13 protein-coding genes and 1 tRNA gene are annotated in these 18136 nt (G+C 75.5%); 5 read left to right on the top strand and 9 right to left on the bottom strand.

Going from position 1 to position 18136, the window contains the following annotated elements:
* Nucleotides 1-23: 23 nt before the first annotated feature.
* Nucleotides 24-911 (top strand): phosphatase PAP2 family protein, encoded by an 888-nt coding sequence (locus ACFYM6_RS21960; RefSeq protein ID WP_387278159.1) that lies wholly within the window; start codon nucleotides 24-26, stop codon nucleotides 909-911.
* Here the strand turns inward: ACFYM6_RS21960 and ACFYM6_RS21955 are convergent, their stop codons facing one another.
* Nucleotides 912-1364 (bottom strand): YbhB/YbcL family Raf kinase inhibitor-like protein, encoded by a 453-nt coding sequence (locus ACFYM6_RS21955; RefSeq protein WP_387278157.1) that lies wholly within the window; start codon nucleotides 1362-1364, stop codon nucleotides 912-914.
* Nucleotides 1365-1473: 109 nt separating this feature from the next.
* On the opposite strand from ACFYM6_RS21955, the gene ACFYM6_RS21950 reads away from it, so the two are divergent.
* Complete coding sequence (locus ACFYM6_RS21950) at nucleotides 1474-2199, top strand: maleylpyruvate isomerase family mycothiol-dependent enzyme (protein ID WP_387278155.1); 726 nt, start codon at nucleotides 1474-1476, stop codon at nucleotides 2197-2199.
* A gap of 77 nt (nucleotides 2200-2276) precedes the next feature.
* Here ACFYM6_RS21950 and ACFYM6_RS21945 read toward each other — a convergent pair whose 3' ends face one another.
* Nucleotides 2277-3122, bottom strand: a complete 846-nt coding sequence (locus ACFYM6_RS21945) for a DUF1028 domain-containing protein (RefSeq protein WP_387278154.1) — start codon at nucleotides 3120-3122, stop codon at nucleotides 2277-2279.
* Between the two features lie 222 nt (nucleotides 3123-3344).
* Between ACFYM6_RS21945 and ACFYM6_RS21940 the strand changes: the two genes are divergently transcribed.
* Nucleotides 3345-4316: an LLM class F420-dependent oxidoreductase gene (locus tag ACFYM6_RS21940; RefSeq protein WP_387278405.1), complete on the top strand. Its 972-nt coding sequence runs from the start codon at nucleotides 3345-3347 to the stop codon at nucleotides 4314-4316.
* 1 nt (nucleotide 4317) lies between these two features.
* Entirely contained in the window at nucleotides 4318-5115 is a 798-nt protein-coding gene (locus tag ACFYM6_RS21935; protein WP_387278152.1) for an SDR family oxidoreductase, read from the top strand.
* Nucleotides 5116-5289: 174 nt separating this feature from the next.
* Here the strand turns inward: ACFYM6_RS21935 and ACFYM6_RS21930 are convergent, their stop codons facing one another.
* The 5 genes from ACFYM6_RS21930 to ACFYM6_RS21910 form a co-directional block, all read right to left on the bottom strand.
* Nucleotides 5290-7764 carry a transglutaminaseTgpA domain-containing protein gene (locus tag ACFYM6_RS21930; RefSeq protein ID WP_387278150.1) on the bottom strand — a complete coding sequence of 825 codons (2475 nt, stop codon included), beginning with the start codon at nucleotides 7762-7764 and terminating at the stop codon, nucleotides 5290-5292.
* Nucleotides 7740-8888: a DUF58 domain-containing protein gene (locus ACFYM6_RS21925; RefSeq protein ID WP_387278148.1), complete on the bottom strand. Its 1149-nt coding sequence runs from the start codon at nucleotides 8886-8888 to the stop codon at nucleotides 7740-7742. The genes ACFYM6_RS21930 and ACFYM6_RS21925 overlap by 25 nt, the downstream gene beginning before the upstream one ends.
* 3 nt (nucleotides 8889-8891) lie before the next feature.
* The gene (locus tag ACFYM6_RS21920) at nucleotides 8892-9887 is read right to left on the bottom strand and encodes a MoxR family ATPase (protein ID WP_357447144.1); all 996 of its coding nucleotides are present in this window, start codon (nucleotides 9885-9887) and stop codon (nucleotides 8892-8894) included.
* A gap of 32 nt (nucleotides 9888-9919) precedes the next feature.
* The gene (locus ACFYM6_RS21915) at nucleotides 9920-12550 is read right to left on the bottom strand and encodes a fibronectin type III domain-containing protein (RefSeq protein WP_387278145.1); all 2631 of its coding nucleotides are present in this window, start codon (nucleotides 12548-12550) and stop codon (nucleotides 9920-9922) included.
* A gap of 152 nt (nucleotides 12551-12702) precedes the next feature.
* Nucleotides 12703-15627 carry a tetratricopeptide repeat protein gene (locus ACFYM6_RS21910; RefSeq protein ID WP_387278143.1) on the bottom strand — a complete coding sequence of 975 codons (2925 nt, stop codon included), beginning with the start codon at nucleotides 15625-15627 and terminating at the stop codon, nucleotides 12703-12705.
* A gap of 232 nt (nucleotides 15628-15859) precedes the next feature.
* Between ACFYM6_RS21910 and ACFYM6_RS21905 the strand changes: the two genes are divergently transcribed.
* Nucleotides 15860-15943, top strand: a tRNA-Leu gene (locus tag ACFYM6_RS21905).
* A 466-nt stretch (nucleotides 15944-16409) separates the two neighbouring features.
* Here the strand turns inward: ACFYM6_RS21905 and ACFYM6_RS21900 are convergent.
* Both ACFYM6_RS21900 and ACFYM6_RS21895 read right to left on the bottom strand, forming a co-directional pair.
* The gene (locus tag ACFYM6_RS21900; protein WP_387278141.1) at nucleotides 16410-17579 is read right to left on the bottom strand and encodes a winged helix DNA-binding domain-containing protein; all 1170 of its coding nucleotides are present in this window, start codon (nucleotides 17577-17579) and stop codon (nucleotides 16410-16412) included.
* A gap of 128 nt (nucleotides 17580-17707) precedes the next feature.
* Nucleotides 17708-18136: alpha/beta fold hydrolase (locus ACFYM6_RS21895; RefSeq protein WP_387278139.1), on the bottom strand; the 429-nt coding region annotated here is incomplete at its 5' end.

Here is an 18136-nt window from a genome sequence, read left to right as displayed (position 1 = left end):
CGGAGGCGGCCGGCCGTTAAGTTGTGCGAGTGCGCACGACGGCGAGGGGCGGGACGGCGGTCTGGTTGGTCGTACTGGCCCTGGCACAGGCCGCCGCGTTCCTGGTGGTGTGGCGCGTCGCCGTGCACACCACGTCGGGCCAGTGGATCGACACGGTCGCGTTGACCGGCAACCAGATCGGCCGCAGCCGCATCGACGGCCCGGTGGACCGGATCCTCAACGCCATGTCGGTGGTGTCCCTGCTGGCCGCGACCGCGGTGATCGGCTTCATCGCGCTGATCCGCGGCCGCAAGGCCCTCGCCGTCACCGCCACCCTGCTGATCGCCGGCGCCAACGTCAGCACCCAACTGCTCAAGCACAGCCTGACCCGTCCCGACTTCGGCATCGATCCGGCGCGGGCAGCCGTCGGCAACAGTCTGCCCAGCGGCCACACCGCGGTGGCCGCCTCGGTGGCCGTCGCGCTGATCCTGGTGCTGCCGCCGAAGGTGCGGGCGGTGGGCGCGTTCCTCGGCGCCGGCTACGCCGCCGCCGCCGGAGTGGCCACCCTCTCCGCCGGCTGGCACCGACCCAGCGACGCCGTCGCCGCGTACCTCCTGGTCGGGATCTGGGCGGCGGTCGCCGGCCTGGTGCTCCTCGTCTTCCAGCGGGAACGGGCGAAGATCTCCCCGGCCGACGCACACCCGAAGGCCGCCGCCGTGCTCGGCCTGGGCGGCGCGCTCGCGCTCGTCGCGTCCGCGCTGGCCCTGCTCTGGCTGGCCCGACTCTCCGACACGCCCGCCGACGAACTCACCCGCCGGCCCCTCTTCATCGGGTACGCGGGCAGCGCGGCCGGCATCGCCGGGACGATCGCCGTGGTGGCCGCGCTGGTCCTCGCGCTGGTGCACCGCCTGGTGCCCCGCCACAAGGGTTGATCAGCGGTAGTAGGTGCCGACCATGGTGCCGCTGGCGATCTCCTTGTCGGTCAGCGCCCGCTGCACGTCGGTGACCTGGGGTGTCTCCGGCAGTTCCAGCGGCCGCTCGAGGGCGTAGAGCCGGAAGAAGTACCGGTGCGGGTCCTCGTGCGCCGGCGGGTGCGGGCCGCCCCACCCGGTGTTGCCGAAGTCGTTGGGCCACTCCCGGCCGCCCAGCGGCACGCCGCCCTCGGCGACCCCGTCGGACCGGGGCGAGATCCCGGTCACCAGCCAGTGCAGGAAAGGAGTCTTCCCCGCGTCCGGGTCCTCGACGTACAGCACGAGCTCGCAGGCCGCGTCGGGGACCTGGGACCACTCCAGGGGCGGCGAGACGTTTCCACCCTCGCGGGCGAAGCGTCCCGGTAGCAGGTCGTGGTCGTTGAAGGCGGTGCTCCGCAGCATGATGCCGGCCATCTTTCCGCGCCTCCTCCTCGTCGTCCCGCCGCGCGTACCCGGCGGGTGGGCGACGAAACGGCGGGTGGCAGGCTGACCCGGCAGGCCAGGCAGCCGACGGGGAGGGCGCATGGAGACCGTACGAGGGGCGTTCCGGGACGAGTGCGGGCGGCTGGAGGAGGTGCTGCGGGGCCTGACCGAGGCGGACCTGGAGCGGCCCACGCCCTGCCCACCCTGGCCGGTCCGCGACCTGCTGGCACACGTGTCGACCGGCGCGGGACGCCTCGTTGCCATGCTCGCCGCCCCGGCACCCGAGCGGGCGGAGGTGGACGCCGCGGGCTACTTCGGGGCCGCCAAGTTCACCCCGGAGGTGGACGGCGCCCGGATCGACAGTGCCCGACGGGAGGCGCGCCAGCTGGCCGGCGTACCCGAGGTGGCGGACGGCTTCGCGCGGGCCTGGCGGGCGGCCGACGCGGCGGTCGCCGCGCAGCCGCCGGGGCGGCTGGTCCGCACCCGGCACGGCGACGCGATGACGCTCACCGAGTTCCTGCGTACCCGGGTGGTGGAGGTCGGGGTACACGGCCTGGACCTGGCCGACGCGCTGGACCGGCGGCCCTGGCTGACCCCGACGGCGGCGCAGGTGGTGGCGGACCTGCTGACCGGCGACGGCTCCGAGCCGCGGCGCGGCGCCAGACGCGCCGAGCCGGAGTTGTCGTACGGCCGGCCGGCGCCGGACGGGCTCGGCTGGGACCCGCTGACCCTGGTCCGCAAGGCCACCGGCCGGGCGCCGCTCACCGAGCGGGAGCGGACCCTGGTCGACCGGTCCGGGTTCCGCTGGCTCTCCTTCGGCGGCTGACCGCCTGGCGGCGCCGCCGCGCCGGGCGCCGACAGGCGGCAGCGCTCGCCTGGCGGCCGGCGCCGCTGGCCGGCGGGTCAGTGGGCGGCCGGGGTGGTGCGGCGCAGGTGGTCCAGGACGATCGGATCGATCCGGCCGGGAACGAGGCGCTCCTCGAGGTTCTCCACCCCGGCCCAGGAGGCGAGCGCGTCGTCCAGGCCGGCCGGGCCGACCGGGTGACCGGCGGCGGCCAGCCGCGCGGCCACCTCGTCGGCGAGCGGGCCGGCGAGGTCCCGCAGGGTGGCCGGATCGGGCTTGCCGAAGAGCATGGTGTGCGTGTCGAGCAGGCGGCCCAGCTCGGTGACCGGGTCGGGGTGGTCGTCCACCCGCAGGTCGACCAGCTCGTCGCCGGTGCCGGCGTAGCCGCCACGGTGCTGCACCACCAGCAGGCCGGCGCTCTGCCGGCCGCGCCGGTCACCGCCCGCCCGGTCACCGGCCTGCAGCGCGGCCAGCAGCCGCCGGGGGAAGGGCAGCTCGGTTCCGCCCAGCCAGGCGTCGCGGATCGCGTCGATGACCTGCGGGCCGGCCAGGATGTTGCCCTGCGCGGCCCAGCCGTCCCCGGCCTGGCCGCCGGCCCACGGGTGGCAGCGCGGCCCGGTCCAGGTGGCCCCGTTGCCGGTCGTCCCGACGACGCCGAGCTGCCGGTCGTCCCGGCCCGGGTCGGCGGCGACCAGGCCGGCCACCACGTCCGCCGGGGCCACGCCGGTCCGCAGCAGCGCGAGCCCCTGCGACCGGTAGGCCAGGTTGACGTGCGCCTGGGTGGCCACGGCGCCCACCTCGGCCTCGGCGGCCGGGACCAGCGCACCGGCGGCGAGGAACTTGCTGGCCACGGCGACGCCGTGCAGGCGCCCGTCGGCGGAGCGCGCCACGATCGAGAAGGTCACGCGCGGATGGTAACGCCGGCAGCCGGTTCGGACGATCCCGCGAGGGCCGCGGGGCGATGGTTCAGAAGGGCGGCTTGGCCGCCTCCAGCCCATCTGGCAGTCGTAGCACTCTTTCCGGTTCTGGTGGCGTCTATCGTGCTCTTCGAGCGGGCGGGACCGGTCCGGATCTTGCTCAGGGGGACGGCGAGCGGGCACGATCGACCAGTGACGATCAGATGGGGCATGACGGTTCCGCTGAGCGGCATCCCGCTCGCCGACCACGCCCCGGTCTACGCCGCCCTCGACCGGGCCGGCTTCACCGACCTCTGGTCGTCGGAGGTCGCCGGGACCGACGCGTTCACGCCGCTGGCGCTCGCCGCCGCGTGGCAACCCCGGCTGCGCCTCGGCACGGCGATCACCCCGGTCTTCACCCGGGGGCCCGGGCTGCTCGCGATGAGCGCCGCCGCGCTCGCCGAGGCCGCCCCCGGCCGGTTCGCCCTCGGCATCGGCGCGTCCTCGCCGGTGCTCGTCCGTGACTGGAACGCCGGACGGTTCGAGGAGCCGTACCAGCGGACCCGGGACATGCTGCGCTTCCTGCGCGCCGCGCTGCGGGGGGAGACGGTCGACGGGGCGTACGACACGTTCACCGTCCGCCGGTTCGCCCTGGAACGCCCTCCGGCCGTGCCGCCGCCGGTGCTGCTGGCCGCGCTGCGTCCTGGCATGCTGCGGCTCGCCGCCGCCGAGGCCGACGGAGTGATCCTCAACTGGCTGTCCGCCGACGACGTGCCGACCGCCCTCGCCGAGTTGGGCGAGCGCCGGCCCGGCTTCGAGGTCGTCGCCCGGATCTTCGTCTGCCCGACCGAGGACGCCACGCACGCCCGGGCGCTGGGCCGCCGCCTGATCGCCGGCTACCTCACCGTCCCCGCGTACGCGGCCTTCCACCGCTGGCTGGGCCGGGATCCGCTGCTCGGTCCGATGTGGGCGGCGTGGGCGGCCGGCGACCGGCGGGGCGCCGCCGCGGCCGTGCCGGACGAGGTGGTCGACGCGCTGGTGCTGCACGGCTCACCCGAGGACTGCGTCGCGCAGGTCCGCCGGTACGCCGAACAGGGGGTGGCCGTGCCGGTGCTGGCGCTGCTGCCCACCCCGGAGCTGGCTGCCGGTGGCGCGGCGGCGCTGGCTGCGCTGATCCCCCGGCTCGGCACGGAGGTGACCTGAGATGAACCTGACCGATCGGGTGGCCGTGATCACCGGGGGCGCGGGTGGCATCGGCGCGGCGCTCGGCCGCCGGTTCGCCGCCGAGGGCGCCGCCGTCGTCGTCCTCGCCGACCTGGACGCCGACGCGGCCCGCACCGTCGCCGAGGGGATCGGACCCGTCGCGCACGGCGTCGGGCTGGACGTCACCGACGAGGCGCAGGTCCACGCGCTGGTCGACGAGATCGAGCAGCGGTACGGGCGGATCGACCTGTTCTGCGCCAACGCCGGCGTGGCCACCGGCGGGGGAGTGGACGCACCCGACTCGGACTGGGAGCGGGCCTGGCAGGTCAACGTCATGGCCCACGTGCACACCGCCCGGGCGGTGCTGCCCGCGATGCTCCGCCGCGGCCAGGGGTACCTGCTGTTCACCTGCTCGGCGGCGGGGGTGCTGACCGCGGTCGGCGACGCCCCGTACACCGCGACGAAGCACGCGGCGGTCGGTTTCGCGGAGTGGCTGTCCGTCACCTACCGCGACGCCGGCATCCGGGTCAGCGCGCTCTGCCCGCAGGGCGTGGACACGCCGATGCTCGCCGACGGTCTGGCCGCCGGGCACCTGGGTGCCCGGGTGATCGCCGCCTCCGGGGCGGTGCTCAGCCCCGACGAGGTCGCCGAGGCCACCATCGCCGGGCTGGCCGAGGAGCGGTTCCTGATCCTCCCGCACCCGGAGGTCGCCACGTACGCCCGCGGGCGGGCCGAGGACCCGGACGGCTGGCAGGCCGGCCTGCGCAAACTGGTCCGCAAGCTGCGCGCCGCAGGTTAGTCGGAGCCGCCCCCGCCGCTTCCCCCGCCGTCGAAACCCCCGCCGTGGCCGGCGGCGTCGCCGTAGGCGCTGTTCTCCAGGATCGCCCCCGAGTAGCGGTCACCGGGCGGGGCGCCCCGTTCGAAGGTGTCCCGGTGCGGGCATGCCCTGACGGTAGGACCGGCGGGCAAGGCGTCAGCGGCGCCAGCGCAGCGGGCCCGGATGCACCGTCCACAGCAGCCGCCGCCACCACGGGCGGGCCGCGCGCAGCGCCGAGACGTAGCCGGTGGCCAGCGTCGCCGCCCGGTCCGCCTGGGCGGGCGTCGCCGTGCCCGGGGCGAACGCCACCTGGTTGAGCAGTCCGGCCAGCTCGTCGACCTCGCCACCGGGCAGGTCGCTGCCCGGCTGCCGGGTCCGCGCCCCGGCCGGCACGATGCCGGGGCTGGAACTCCGGTGGCTACCCGCCGGACCCGACGCCACCGGCCCTGCGGCGGGGAATCCGGCATCCGACCGCCTCTGCTCGGCCGGTTCGCTCGCCCCGCTCTGCGCGGCCCGGGCCTCGGCCAGGGCGCGGCGCGCCTGCGCGGCCACCTCGGCCGCCGCCAGGTCGTCGCCGGCCGGGTGACCGGCCAGCCGCAGCGCTTCGGTCAGCTCCCGCCATGCGCCGGCGATGCGCCGGCCGGGGTCACCCCGTTCCAGCCGGGCCCGGGTCAGGTTCCGGCGCAGCGTGGCCAGCACCAGCAGCGCCAGCCCGATCAGCAGCACCAGAGCGCCCGTGCCGCCGCCGGCCAGCACCGCCGGGCCCGGCCCACGCCGGCCGGCGACCGGACCGGGTGCGGCCTCGCCCGGAGGCGTCGCGGTCGGCTCCACCGTCGGCTCGGGCACCTGCGACGGGGGCGGGTCGTCCGGGGGCGGGCGGAAGTCCTCCTCCACCGGGCGCGGCTCCTCGTCCGGCCGCGGCATCGGGTCGAACGGCACCCAGCCGACGCCCTCGAAAAGCACCTCCGGCCAGGCGAGCGCGTCCGCCGCACGGACCGGTCCATCGCCCTTGGGCGTGAACCCCACCACCACCCGGGTGGGCAGGCCGGCCAGCCGGCCGAGCACCGCGAACGCCGCCGCGAACTGCTCCGAGGTGCCCCGCTGCCCGCCGCCGTTACGCGGCCCGAACAGGAAGAACGCCAGGTTCGGGTACGCGTGCCCGCTCGGCGCGTCCGCGGTCACCCGGTAGTGCTCGGCCAGGAAGTCCGCGATCGCCGCGGCCCGGGCGTACGGGGCGCCGTTCTCCTCGGCGAGCTGGGTGGCCAGCCGGCGCAGCTGCTCCGGTACCCCGTCGGGCACCCGCAACACCCGGGCCACCGCGTCGCCGGCCGGTACGTTCGCCGTGGCGAGCAGGTTGGCGTCCGGGCGCTCGCGTACCGAGGCGACGGTGTAGCGCAGCCCCGGGACCAGGCCTTCCGGCCGGATCAGCGTCCCGGTCGCCGGGTCGTACGCCACCCGGGCGCCGGTCACCTCACGCGGGGTGGGTACGGCGGGCAGCAGCCGCCCGGTCAGGTCGGCCACGGTGATCTCCTGGCGCACCGTGTCGGTGGTGGTGTCCGGGGCGGTGGGCGTGGCGGGCAGGATCCGCCCGGCGTTGCGGTAACTGGCGCCGACCCGCCAGGTCACCCCGTCGTAGTCGCTGAGCACCGCGAGCCGGATCCGGGCACCCTGCTCCGGAGCGCCCTGCTCGGTGCGCACGTCCACCAGCTGCTGGTCCGGGTTCAGCGCCCAACCGGAGATCCGGATCAGCGGGTTCTCGTCCAGCGACTCCACCTGCGGCGGTTCCACGTACCGGCGCGGGTCGACCGGGCGGTCGTCCACCTGGCCGGCCACCACCGGGGCGAGCAGGGCAGCCAGGGCGACCACCACCGCCACCCCGGCCGCGCTCGCGGCGAGCAGCCGCAGCCGCACCGCCGCGCGTACCGCCGGGGCCAGGCCGGCCGCCGGATCGGCCGAGGCCGGGGTGCGCTGCCCGGACGGCATCGCCAGACCGGCCGCGGCGAACGCGGCGAACAGCACCGTCGGCCCGACCGCCGGGTCCGCGTTCGGCCCGACCACGTAGACCGCGCCCGCGTACAGCAGCACCGGTGGCACGTAGCCGAGCAGCACCCGGCCGGTCCGCAGCGCCACCTCGGCGGCGGTCAGCCCGGCCAGCCAGGCGGCGACCAGCGGCACCAGCACGGTGTCCGGCGCCGGCTCCACCGGGATCATCGCGGTGAGCAGCCGGGGGATCGCGTTGCGCGCGGCGTCCACGGTCACCTCGCCGAGGCTGCCCGGCAGTCCGGCGTGGCCGGCCGCCAGCCGCAACGACAGCGCCGTCCACCCGGCCAGGGCGGCCACCGACACGGGCGCCACCAGCCACGACGGCAGCCGCCGGGCGGCCACACTCACCAGCACCGAGCCGACCGCCGCGCCGACCACCAGCCGGGTCAGCAGCGGACCCGCGTACACCCGGCCCAGCACCACACCGGCCAGGGCAATCATCGTGATCAGCGCCAGCGGCACCGGCACCGCCCGCAGCAGCCGGGCCCACCGTCCGCCCGGCCCGGCGTCATCTCCCACCGGCACGCCCGGTCCGTCCGCGCGGGCCTGGGCCGAGGACACCGTCACCACCGGCGGATCCCGTCCCACTCGGCGGCGAACTCCGCGCCGTCGGCCGCGTCGACCACCACCAGGCCCGCCGCGCCGGCCGGCGTCGGCCCGGCCGCGCCGAACACCCCCACCACCACCGACGGGTACGCCCCGCGCAGCGCGCCCACGTACCCCAGCTCGCTGCGGGCACCCGGCCCGGTGAGGAAGACGACGGTGTCGCCGAGCCGTTCCTGCCGCAGCCGGCTCAGCGCGGTACGCAGCGCGTCGGCCCCCCGGTCGGCCAGCTCCACCGCGGCGAGCCGGTCCAGCGCCCCGCCGCCGGTCGAGTCGTCGTCAGGCGCGACCAGCAGCAGGCTCACCGGGAGGTCCTCCCGGACCGCGGCGGCCACCACCGACGCGGCCGCCTCGCACCCCGACTCGAACGACTCGGCGACCCCGTCCACCCGCTCCGGATGGGCGGCCGCCCGGTTGTCCAACACCACCACGATCCGGGGCAGGCTGGTGTCCACGTTCTCCCGCACCATCAACTCGCCCACCCGGGCGCTGGTCCGCCAGTGCACCCGGCGCAACTCGTCGCCGACCACGTACTCCCGCAGCGAGTCGAAGGTGATCGAGCCGTGCGGGACGCTGTCGGTCCGCCCGTCCAGGCTGCGGCCGGCCCCGGTCGGCACCGCCGTCAGCGGATGGATCCGCGGGTGCACCCAGACCGGCACCATGCCCCCGTACGAGCGGGCCAACGCGACCAGGCCCAGCGGGTCGCGGCGGGTGACCCGCAGCGGCCCCACCGGCACCACGCCCCGGCGGTGGGTCGGCACGTCGTAGCGGACCTCGGTGTCCCGGCCGGGACGCAGCCGCAGCAGCGGCACCGGGACGAGACGGCCGCCGCAGCGGTCCTCGGCAACCAGGTTCGCCGCCCGCAGCCGACCGGTGTTGCGGACCGTCAGCGTCATGGCGGCCGGCTCGCCCCGGGCCACCCGGTCCGGGTCGGCGACCCGGTCGACCGCCAGCCGCGGCCGCCAGGCGGCGGTGACCGCGGCGTACCCGACGGCGACGCCGGCCGCCGCGCCGAGCACGGTCAGCTCCGGGTACGCGTACCGGAAGCCGACGCCGAGCAGCACGACGGCGGCGACGAGCAGCCCGACGCCGCGGGCGGTGATCCCCACGGCTCAGCCGTGCACCGGGGCGGGTTGGCCCGACGGCAGCGGCACCGGCACCGAGGCGACCGCCTGGCGCAGCACCTCGGCGGCGGTCACCCCGCGCACCTGGGCGTCCGGGGTGAGCAGCAGCCGGTGCGCGAAGACCGGCTCGGTCAGGGTCTTCAGATCCTCCGGCATGATCCAGCCGCGCCCGTCGATCAGCGCGTACGCACACGCCGCCCGGGTGAGTGCGATGACGCCCCGGGGGCTCACCCCGACCCGGACCTGCGGGTGGTTGCGGGTGGCCGCGGCCAGCCGCACCGCGTACGCGTAGAGCGGCTCAGCGATGTGCACCCGCCGGGCCATCCGGACCATCTCCCCGATGGTGGCGGTGTCGGTGATCGCGCTGAGCGAGTCGGGGGAGCGGACCGTGGCGCCGCGCAGCACCTCCACCTCCACCGCCTCGTCGGGGTAGCCGACGGAGAGCTTCACGAGGAACCGGTCGAGCTGCGCCTCGGGCAGCCGGTAGGTGCCGTCCATCTCCACCGGGTTCTGGGTGGCCACCACGAGGAACGGCTGCGGCACCGGGTGCCGTACGCCGTCCACGGTGACCGTCCGCTCCTCCATCACCTCCAGCAGCGCCGACTGGGTCTTCGGCGACGCCCGGTTGATCTCGTCGGCGATGACGATGTTGGCGAAGACCGGACCCGGGTGGAACTCGAAGCCCCGGGTGGCCTGGTTGAAGATGGTCACCCCGGACACGTCCGAGGGGAGCAGGTCCGGGGTGAACTGGATGCGCCGCCACTGACCCTTGACCGTCGCAGCGATCGCCCGGGCCAGGGTGGTCTTGCCGACCCCGGGCACGTCCTCGAGCAGGACGTGCCCCTGGGCGAACAGCGCGGTCAGCGCCAGCCGGACCACCTGCGGCTTGCCCAGCACGACCGCGTTGACGTTCTCCGCCAGCCGGGCGGCGAGGGCGGCGAAGCCCTGCACCTCCGGCTGGGTGAGCGGTTCCTGGGTGTTCACGTGCGCGGGTGCTCCTCGAGAAGGTGACGCGGTCAGCAGGTGGGCAGGACGTTGATGTTGTCGCCGCCCTCCAGGTTCAGCCAGGCCCACGGGATGTAGTCACGGCCCCGGCTGTGGTCCACCCGGACCCACCAGGTGCTGCGCTTGTCGTTGTTGTAGATGTACGCGTAGACCTCGTCGCCCTGCTTCTTGCAGTACGCCTTGAGCCGGGCGCCGTTGGGCTCCCAGCCCGCCTGCTGGGCGTTGTCCTGGCGGGTCACCCTGAAGATCTCGTTGCCGTTCCGCTCCCCGGGCACGTCCCGCGTGCAGTACGACGCCTCGGCGCCGGAGGAACCGTTGCGGCAGGACGCGATCCCGTACAGCGCGTCGGTGCCCTGGTCCCGGGTGGCGGTGCCCTTGCCCGCCGCGTTGGTCGCGGTCACCGTCACCGTGTACGCGGTGCCCGGCGTCAGGCCGGTCACCCGCAGGCTGGAGCAGTTTCCGCTCGCGGTCTGCCCGCCCGTGGTCGCCGAGCAGGTGGCCTTGCCGCCGCCCGCGTCCACGGTGAACGACACCGTCACCGAGGTGGCGTCGGCCGACGAGCCGGTCGCGGTGACCCGCGGCACGGCAATCGTCCGGGCGGTGGTGCTGGCCTCCGCGCCGGGACCGGCCTCGTTGACCGCCTTCACCTTCACCGTGACGTTCTGGCCGTTGCCGAGACCACCGACCGCGGTCTGGGTGTCGGTCACCTCGCTGGTCTTCCCGCCCACGTCCACCAGGTACTTCATGACCGGGCGGCCGTTGTCGACCGAAGGCGCCCACTGCACCGAGACGGTGCCCGGCTGATCGGCGACCGTGGCCGCGCGCAGCTCGGTCGGCGCGGCCGGGGCCGCGAACGGCACCACCGTGTTGCTCACCGGCGAGGCCTTCGAACCAGCGCCCTTGTCAGTCACCGAGACCACCGTGAACGCGTACTGGGTGCCGTACTCCAGCTGGCCGGCCGGGATCACCAGCTCGGTCTTGCGCGACTCGCCGGCCGGGGCGGTGGCGCCGGCGGAGGTGGCGGTGACCGCGTACCTGGCGACCGTGTTGCCCTGGCCGTTGGCCGCGGGCCACTTCACCAGCACCGTGCCGTCCGGCCGGGCCTCCGCGGTGACGCTGGCCGGCGGGTCCGGCACCTCCGCCGTGGGGGTGACCGGGTTGCTCTTGCGGGCCGGTCCGTCGCCCTTGGCGTTGACCGCGTGCACCTCGAACGTGTACGTCTCGCCGTTGATCAGCCCGGTGATCTCCAGGGCGCGCTGGTTCGCGCCCACCTCGTGGCGCTGGCCGGCGCCCTCCACCACGTACTTGGTGATCTCGGCGCCGTTCGCCGCCGCCGCCTGCCAGCTGACCCGCGCCGACGCGTCACCGGCGGCCGCCGTGACGGCCCGCGGCGCACCCGGCTTGCCCACCTTCGGCTTCTTCGGCGGGGGCGGCGGCGGGGGAGCCGGCGGCGGGTCACCGCCGAGCACGTCGTTGGCGTACTTGTTGACGTCGCGGACCTGGTTCTTGTCGTCCACCACCTGCGCGGTCGACGAGTTCGGCGGGTTGATGAACAGGTGGTTCTCGCGGACCTCCAACTCCATCGGGCCGGGCCGCCCGGAGCCCTTGATGGTGTCCACCAGTTGCCCGTTCGCGTCGAACGAGTAGACCGCGCCGGTGTTCTCGTCGGCGACGTAGAAGCGCCCCGCCCACGCCACCGCCGGGGTGAGCCGGTCACCCGCGCCCGGGACGGTGAACTGCCGCACCTCACCACCGTCGCGGACCACGTGCACCTTCCGCGTGCCGGCCACCGTGACCGGCACCTGCGGGCCGCTGGTGCGCGGCGGCAGGCTGCCCGGGGCGGTCATCGTCAGCTTGGCCCGCTGCGTCCGGCCGCCCCGCACGGTCACCAGCGACGCGGAGGTGCGGTCCAGCACCGCGACGCCGTCGTCCAGGGTGGACACCACCAGCTCGTGGCTCGGCTCGGCGACGTCGTACGTCTCGACCCGCTTCGGGCTCAGACCCGCCCGCGGCGCCGCGCCCGGCGTGGCCGGCAGCTCGGCGGCGGTGACCGCCGACACCGTGCCCTCGCCCGGGACGGCGATCCACAACCGGCCCGCGCCGTCGAACGCCCCACCGGTGATGCCCGGCGGGTAGCGGACCGGCTCGCCCACCGGGGTCAGCGCCCGCGGGTCGAGCTGCCGCACGATGCCCTGCACCGCGTCGACGACGAACGCGGAATCCTCGTACAGCGCCACGCTCACCCCGAGGCCGGGAGTGGTCGGGGTGGTCGCGGTGATCTGCAGGGTGGCCAGGTCCAACGAGCTGACCTGGCCGGTGTTCAGGTCACGCAGGATCAGCAGCCGGTCCGTCTGGGCCACCTGCATCTGGTGGCGGCGGGCCCCCGGCACCTCCGTCCGGGTGTCCACCCGCGCGGTCAGCCCGTTGACCCGGGCCATCTCGCTGCGGGTGGTGCTCCACAACCAGGAAGCCGCGTCGTAGTTGGCCACCGCGTTGTCGGCCGCGCCCAGCCCGAGCACGGTCAACCCCATCGCGGCCAGCAGCGCGACCACGACGCCGATGGTGACCAGCCCGCCCCGCATCCGGGTACGGGGTCGGGACGCCTGCGCCCCGGTGCTCGTGACGTCCTCGATGGTGGCCACTCCCGGATGCCTCCCCGTCTCGGTGCGGGAGGCGTCCACGCACGGGTGGACCCTCCCCAGAGCCGGGAGCCATCATAGGGGCCGCCCGGCGGCCGTGGTACCCGGACCGTCCGCCTGTGGACACCCAGCGTGTCGTGCGTGGACTGAGCCGGTCAGCGGGTCCCCGTACCGCCCTGCCGGTCGGTGCAGACCTGCCCCGAGGTGGCGTACGTGTCCGTCGAGTAGACCGCGAGGACGGTGAAGCAGTAGTCCAGCTTGGCGCTCAGCCCGTTCACCGTGTAGCGGGTCTCCCCCGGGTCGACCGTGGCCATCACCCCCAGCTTCTGCCCGGCCCGACCGCCGGCCACCACGAACGGCACCCCGCCGTCCGTCGGGTCGGTCCAGGTGACCGTGATCGTCGTGCTGCCGTCCTGCAACCGCAGGTCACCCGGGGGCGGGCCGCTCACCTTCGGCTTGCCCGGCGACGGACCGGACACGGGTGGCGGTGGCGCCGCGTCGCGGTTGAGCAGCACCGCGCCCACGCCGAGCACGGCCACCACCGCGACCACCGCCGCGCCGACCACCACGGCCACCGCCGTCCGGTTCCGGCCGCGCGGCTCCGGCTCCTCCACCACCGGGTACGCCGGCGGCTGGTGGAACGGCGCCGGCACCGGCCAGGCACCCTGCTCCGGGTACGCCTGCGGGTTCGGCGCCGGTTGCGGGTGCTTCGGCTCCGGGAACTCGAGCAACTCGTCGTAGACCGGCAGCGACCGCGGCGCGCTTTCGCCGGTCTCCGGCCCGGCCTGGTCCGCGGGCCCCGGGTCTGCCTGCGCCACCTCGTCCGTCGCCGGCTGCGGCGGGGCGTCACCGGGCCGGTCCAGCGGCTGCGGTGCGGTGTCGCCCGGCCGGTCGAGCGGCTGCGGCGGGGCGGCGCTGCTCCACGGCGGGGCGGTCAGCCCCCACGGCGGCACCGGCGACCCGCTGACCGGCGCGACAGCCGGCGGACCACTCACCGGCGGCCCGTCTCCCTGGTGCACAGGCGGCCCGCTCACCGGGTACGCCGGGGGCCCACTGATCGGGTACGCCGGCGGACCGCTCACCGGGGGCACCGGCGCGGGCGGGCCCACCGGCGGCTGCGGCGCGGCGGGGGGCGGACCGGTTACGGGCGGCGCGCTGACCGGCGGACCATCGACCCGTGGCGCGCTGATGGGCGGGGCGCTCATGGGTGGCGGCGCGCTCGTCGGACCGCTCACGGGTGGCGGTGCGCTGATCGGCGCGCCGCTGACGAGCGGTGGGCTCGCCGGCAGACCACTCAGCGCTGCGGCGCTGATCGGCGCGCCGCTTGCGTGGGCCGGGCTGGCGGCCGGGGTTGCGCTTACCGGGGGGCCGCTGACCGGTGCGGAGCTGACCGGCGGGTGGCCCGGGGATCCGGTGGGCGGTGGGCCGCTCACCGGAGGAGCGCTGACGGGCGGGGCGGTGACCGGTGCCCCGCCGACAGGGGTGGCGGCCGGGGACGCAGCGGCTGACCGCTCCGCCTCCTCACGGAGCAGCGGCCCGATCTGCTGCACCTGGATGGTCGGCGTCGCCCAGCCGGGCGCGGGCGTGCCGGACGGGTGCGACTCGGCGGACCCGATGGGGTTGCCCTGGCCCGCCGCCGGCCGGTCGGACCCGGGCAGGGTCGGGCTCACCGGCGGAGTCGATTGCGTGGACGGCGGGTGCGGCGCCGGGACGGCCGGGCTCACGGGGGGAGCCGAGGTGGGCGTGGGCGGGTGCGGCGCCGCGACGGTCGGTCCCACCGGGGGAGCCGACGTAGGCGTGGGCGGGTGCGGCGCCGGGACGACCGGGGAAGCCGAGGTGGGCGCGGGGAATGGCGGTCTGGAGCCTGGCGCGACGCCGGCGCCGGGCGGCACCGCCGGTGCCGGAACGGGTGGGGGCGGGGGCAGCGTGCCGGATCGCGGCGGGGCGGCGAGCGGCGCCGGGACCTGTGGTGCCGGGGGGATCGGCCGGGCGGCCGGCGGCATGGGCGGGGATCCCGGACCGGCTGCGCGGGACGCCGCCGAGGCCGGGCCGGGCGGAGCCGGGATGACCGGTGCCGGCGGCAGGGTGGCCGGCGGCGTGGAGACAACTGGCGGAGCGGAGACGGCCGACGGCGCGACCGGTGGCACCGGCCCCGGTACGGGCGGCCGCGCGACCGGCGGCGCTGGGCTCGCCGCCGAGACGACTGGCGGGGCCGGCGGAATCGGACCCGGCGCCGGCGGGGGTGCCGGTGGCGCGGAAGCCGGCCCGACGGCGGTGGACGGCGCGGGGACCGGCACGGCCGAGGTGGGCACCGGGATGATCGGAGGCGGCGGCAGCGGGGTGGCGGTGGGACCCGCATGGACCGGTGCCGGTGCGGGGACGACCGGCGCCGGGGGCAGGGGCGCCTCCGGACCGGGGGCGGGAGGGGCCCAGGGCGACGGCCGGGCCGTTCCGGTCTGCGGCGTCCTGTCCGTACCCGGCACGGTCGAGGCCATCCCCGGTGCTCCGGGACCGGGTGGCACCGGGCGGGGAGCCGCCGGCACCCCGGGCGCGGGCGGCACGGCCGGGGGCTGGTGCGGGGCCGGCATGGCCAGCAGCGACATCGTCGGCACGGACAGCGCGGCCGGGTCCGGCTGCGGGACGGCAGCGGCGGCGGAGCCGCCGAGGTACTGGCGCGCGGTGCGTACCGCGGGGTGGTCCGGACCGAGCACCGCCGGCCCGGCGGTGGCCACCCGGATGTAGTTGCGACGGGCCTCGTGCCGGTTTCCGAGCTCTTCCGCCACCCCCGCCAGATCGAAGCTGAGCGCGAGCATCAGCGGGTCGGCCTCGCCGCGGCGACGCTCACCGGCCGCGTACGCCTGCTCCAGCACCCGCCGGGCGGCGGCCGGGTCGCCGGCCTCCCGGTGCAGGCGGGCGAGCAGGTGGCTGGTGGCCAGCACGTCGGGGTGGTCCTCCCCGTAGGCCGGCCGGGCCGCGGCGATCGCGTCGTCGAGCAGGCGGCGGGCGGTGGCCAGGTCGCCGGCGGACCGCAGGGCGAGGGCGTGGTGTTGCGCGGCGGTCAGAGGGGAGGGGTGTGACACGTGAGCAATGCTGCCCGGAATCGGGCGTCGGACGCTACCCGACCCGGCCGATCTGGAATGAGGTCTTACGGGCCGATCCCGTCTCGTCGCCCTGACCTGCGGAAACGGGCAGCCGGAACGGCGATGTGCATGATCCATCTGGGCCGTGTACAGTAATGCCCCGTGCGGCCCACGAGGGCGACCGAACCGGTGAGTAAGTCGCCGCGGTCGACAGGGTAGGCTGGACGAGCAGGTCCGGGTGGCGGAATGGCAGACGCGCTAGCTTGAGGTGCTAGTGCCCGTATAGGGCGTGGGGGTTCAAGTCCCCCCTCGGACACGTTATTTCCACACGAAGCGTGATGATTTTTCGTGTTTTGCGTGATCCCCGTCCCGTTGGGCGGGGATTTTTGCTGTCGCGGCGAGGACGCTCCCCGCAGGGTTGAGCGTGTAGACCGCGGTCTCGGCTTCGACGGTCAGGAGCTGCGTCCTTGCGAGCCCAGTCATCGAACGGGTCGCACAGCCCACCCTCACCGAGGATGGCAGGAGGGCCCCAGCGCTACGCTTCGCCGACCCTCGGGTCATGGCCCTGTCGGCGTACGGATTCCGGTGCAGAGTCGGGTACGCCAAATGTGCAGAGGTCGGGGGCGCGAAGCATTCGGGACGCTGCGATGGCGGCCGGCCCGACGACCCAGGTCCGCTACTCACGATGAGTAATCGGTGGATGTGGGCTAGCGCCCGGATCGCGACATGTGCGGACGTTGCCGACACTCGCAGGCGTCCAGGATCGACTGGCGCTGGCGTGGTTAGGCGTGGCCGCCGACGGTCACCGTGCCGATGGTCAGCTGTGGTCTGCCCTCGAGGATCTCCCCGATACGTGCAACCTGGTCGGCGAGATCCCGGCGCTCGGTGACGGTGAGCGTGGTAAGCGGTTCGACCGTGATGTCCAGCTTGCGTCCGGAGCGGCGGAGGTGCCAGATCCCGGCAACGGTGCCGTCGATGAGCAGTACCGGGAAGTTGCCGGCCTGGCCGCCGGAGAGCGCGCGTTGCCCGGCGGGTCCGGGGAAGAGCTGCTCGCGCGGGTGGCAGCCGACGGTGTAGGCGTCGAAGTATGGCAGTAGCCGTACCCCGTGCGGTGGCACGGGTGCCGGCGCGGTGTCGCCGGCCAGGACCCAGGCGACCGTGCCGGCGACATCGACCTGTTGCAGTTCGTCGGCGAGGGAGTCGAACAAGTGGGTCGCCCAGCGGCGAGGTGTGGACAGCCATTGCGCGAACTGCTGCGGTGTGGCCGGCCCGTACGCGTGCAGGTAGCGTCGGACAAGGCCGGCGAGGGCGTCGGGTGGCGGGGCGGGCTGGAATCCTGGGAGCCACCGTTGCGGGCTGGTGTAGGTCACTTTTCGTCCACGGTTCGGGCCGAAACAGAGTGCCCCGCGGTGTGCGGCAAGGTGTATCGCCTGTCGCCAGCGCGGCCACATGCCGCCGAACCCGGGCACGACCGGGTCGGCGGCCCAGGAGCCGGTGCGGGCGGCCACCGCTGCGGTGAGTTCGTCGATGGTCAGTTCTGCGTCGGCCAGTGCTTGCGCGATCGCCGAGACGACCTCGTCGGTCTGGTCTGTGGTCAGCCGCGCGTCGGCGGGCAGGCTGTTCGAGGAGGGTGGCAGGGCGCCGAGCGCGCCGGTCCACAGCGGCAGCTCATGCGTCGGTAGCAGGTGCACGGTGCCGCGCGGCCCGAACGTCTTGACCAGGCTGCGTTCGCCCCACAGCGCGTTGCGGATGTCGTTGCGGGTGGCACCGGCTACGCGCAACCCGATGGACACCTCGGCGGCGGAGAGCACTTGAGCGTGCGCGCCGCACATGGCGGCCACGGCGTCGGCTGGTCGGCCGCGTACCGGAGCGGACAGTCCGTGCCGGTCGAGCCGCCGGCCCCATACATCTGGCCAGGACAGCCGCGGCAGCACAGCGGAACAGTTGGTCATCGAGTACTTCTCCCGGGCGTCGTGGTTCGGGTGAGCGTTCCCAGGCTTCGGATGAGCCCGGAACGTGCCGTCTCGCCGCCCGGATCGGGCGGTCCGGGCGACGAGACGGCCGGCCTGGCTGGGTGCGGTCAGCGGAGCTTACGGAAGAACTCGCGCACGTCGCCGACGAGGAGGTCGGGTGCTTCCATGGCGGCGAAGTGCCCGCCGCGGTTGAATTCGGCCCAGTGCACCACGTTGTGGTCGCGCTCGGCGAGGGGCCGGATGGTGATGTCGTTGGGGAACACCGCCACCCCGGTCGGCACTGAGGAGCGGGGCTTGGCCTGGCCCCAGGTGCGGGCGTCTTCGTAGTAGATGCGGGCGGCGGATCCGGCGGTGCCGGTCAGCCAGTACACCGAGACGTCGGTGAGGATCAGGTCGCGGTCGACAGCGTCCTCGGGCAGGGCGGCGTTCGGGTCGGTCCATTCCTTGAACTTCTCGACGATCCACGCCAGCTGGCCGACGGGTGAATCGGTGAGGGCGTAGGCGATCGTCTGCGGCCGGGTCGACTGGACGATGGC

The sequence above is a fragment of the Micromonospora sp. NPDC006431 genome, from assembly GCF_042870725.1.
GTDB lineage: Bacteria > Actinomycetota > Actinomycetes > Mycobacteriales > Micromonosporaceae > Micromonospora.
The sequence above is the reverse complement of the archived record's forward strand: the minus strand, read 5'-3'. Positions and strand labels throughout refer to the sequence as shown.

Coding starts and splice junctions, on each gene's coding strand:
- ACFYM6_RS21935 (WP_387278152.1), top strand. CDS start 4,318: ATGAACCTGACCGATCGGGTGGCCGTGATCACCGGGGGCGCGGGTGGC.
- ACFYM6_RS21950 (WP_387278155.1), top strand. CDS start 1,474: ATGGAGACCGTACGAGGGGCGTTCCGGGACGAGTGCGGGCGGCTGGAG.
- ACFYM6_RS21955 (WP_387278157.1), bottom strand. CDS start 1,364: ATGGCCGGCATCATGCTGCGGAGCACCGCCTTCAACGACCACGACCTG.
- ACFYM6_RS21940 (WP_387278405.1), top strand. CDS start 3,345: ATGACGGTTCCGCTGAGCGGCATCCCGCTCGCCGACCACGCCCCGGTC.
- ACFYM6_RS21900 (WP_387278141.1), bottom strand. CDS start 17,579: ATGACCAACTGTTCCGCTGTGCTGCCGCGGCTGTCCTGGCCAGATGTA.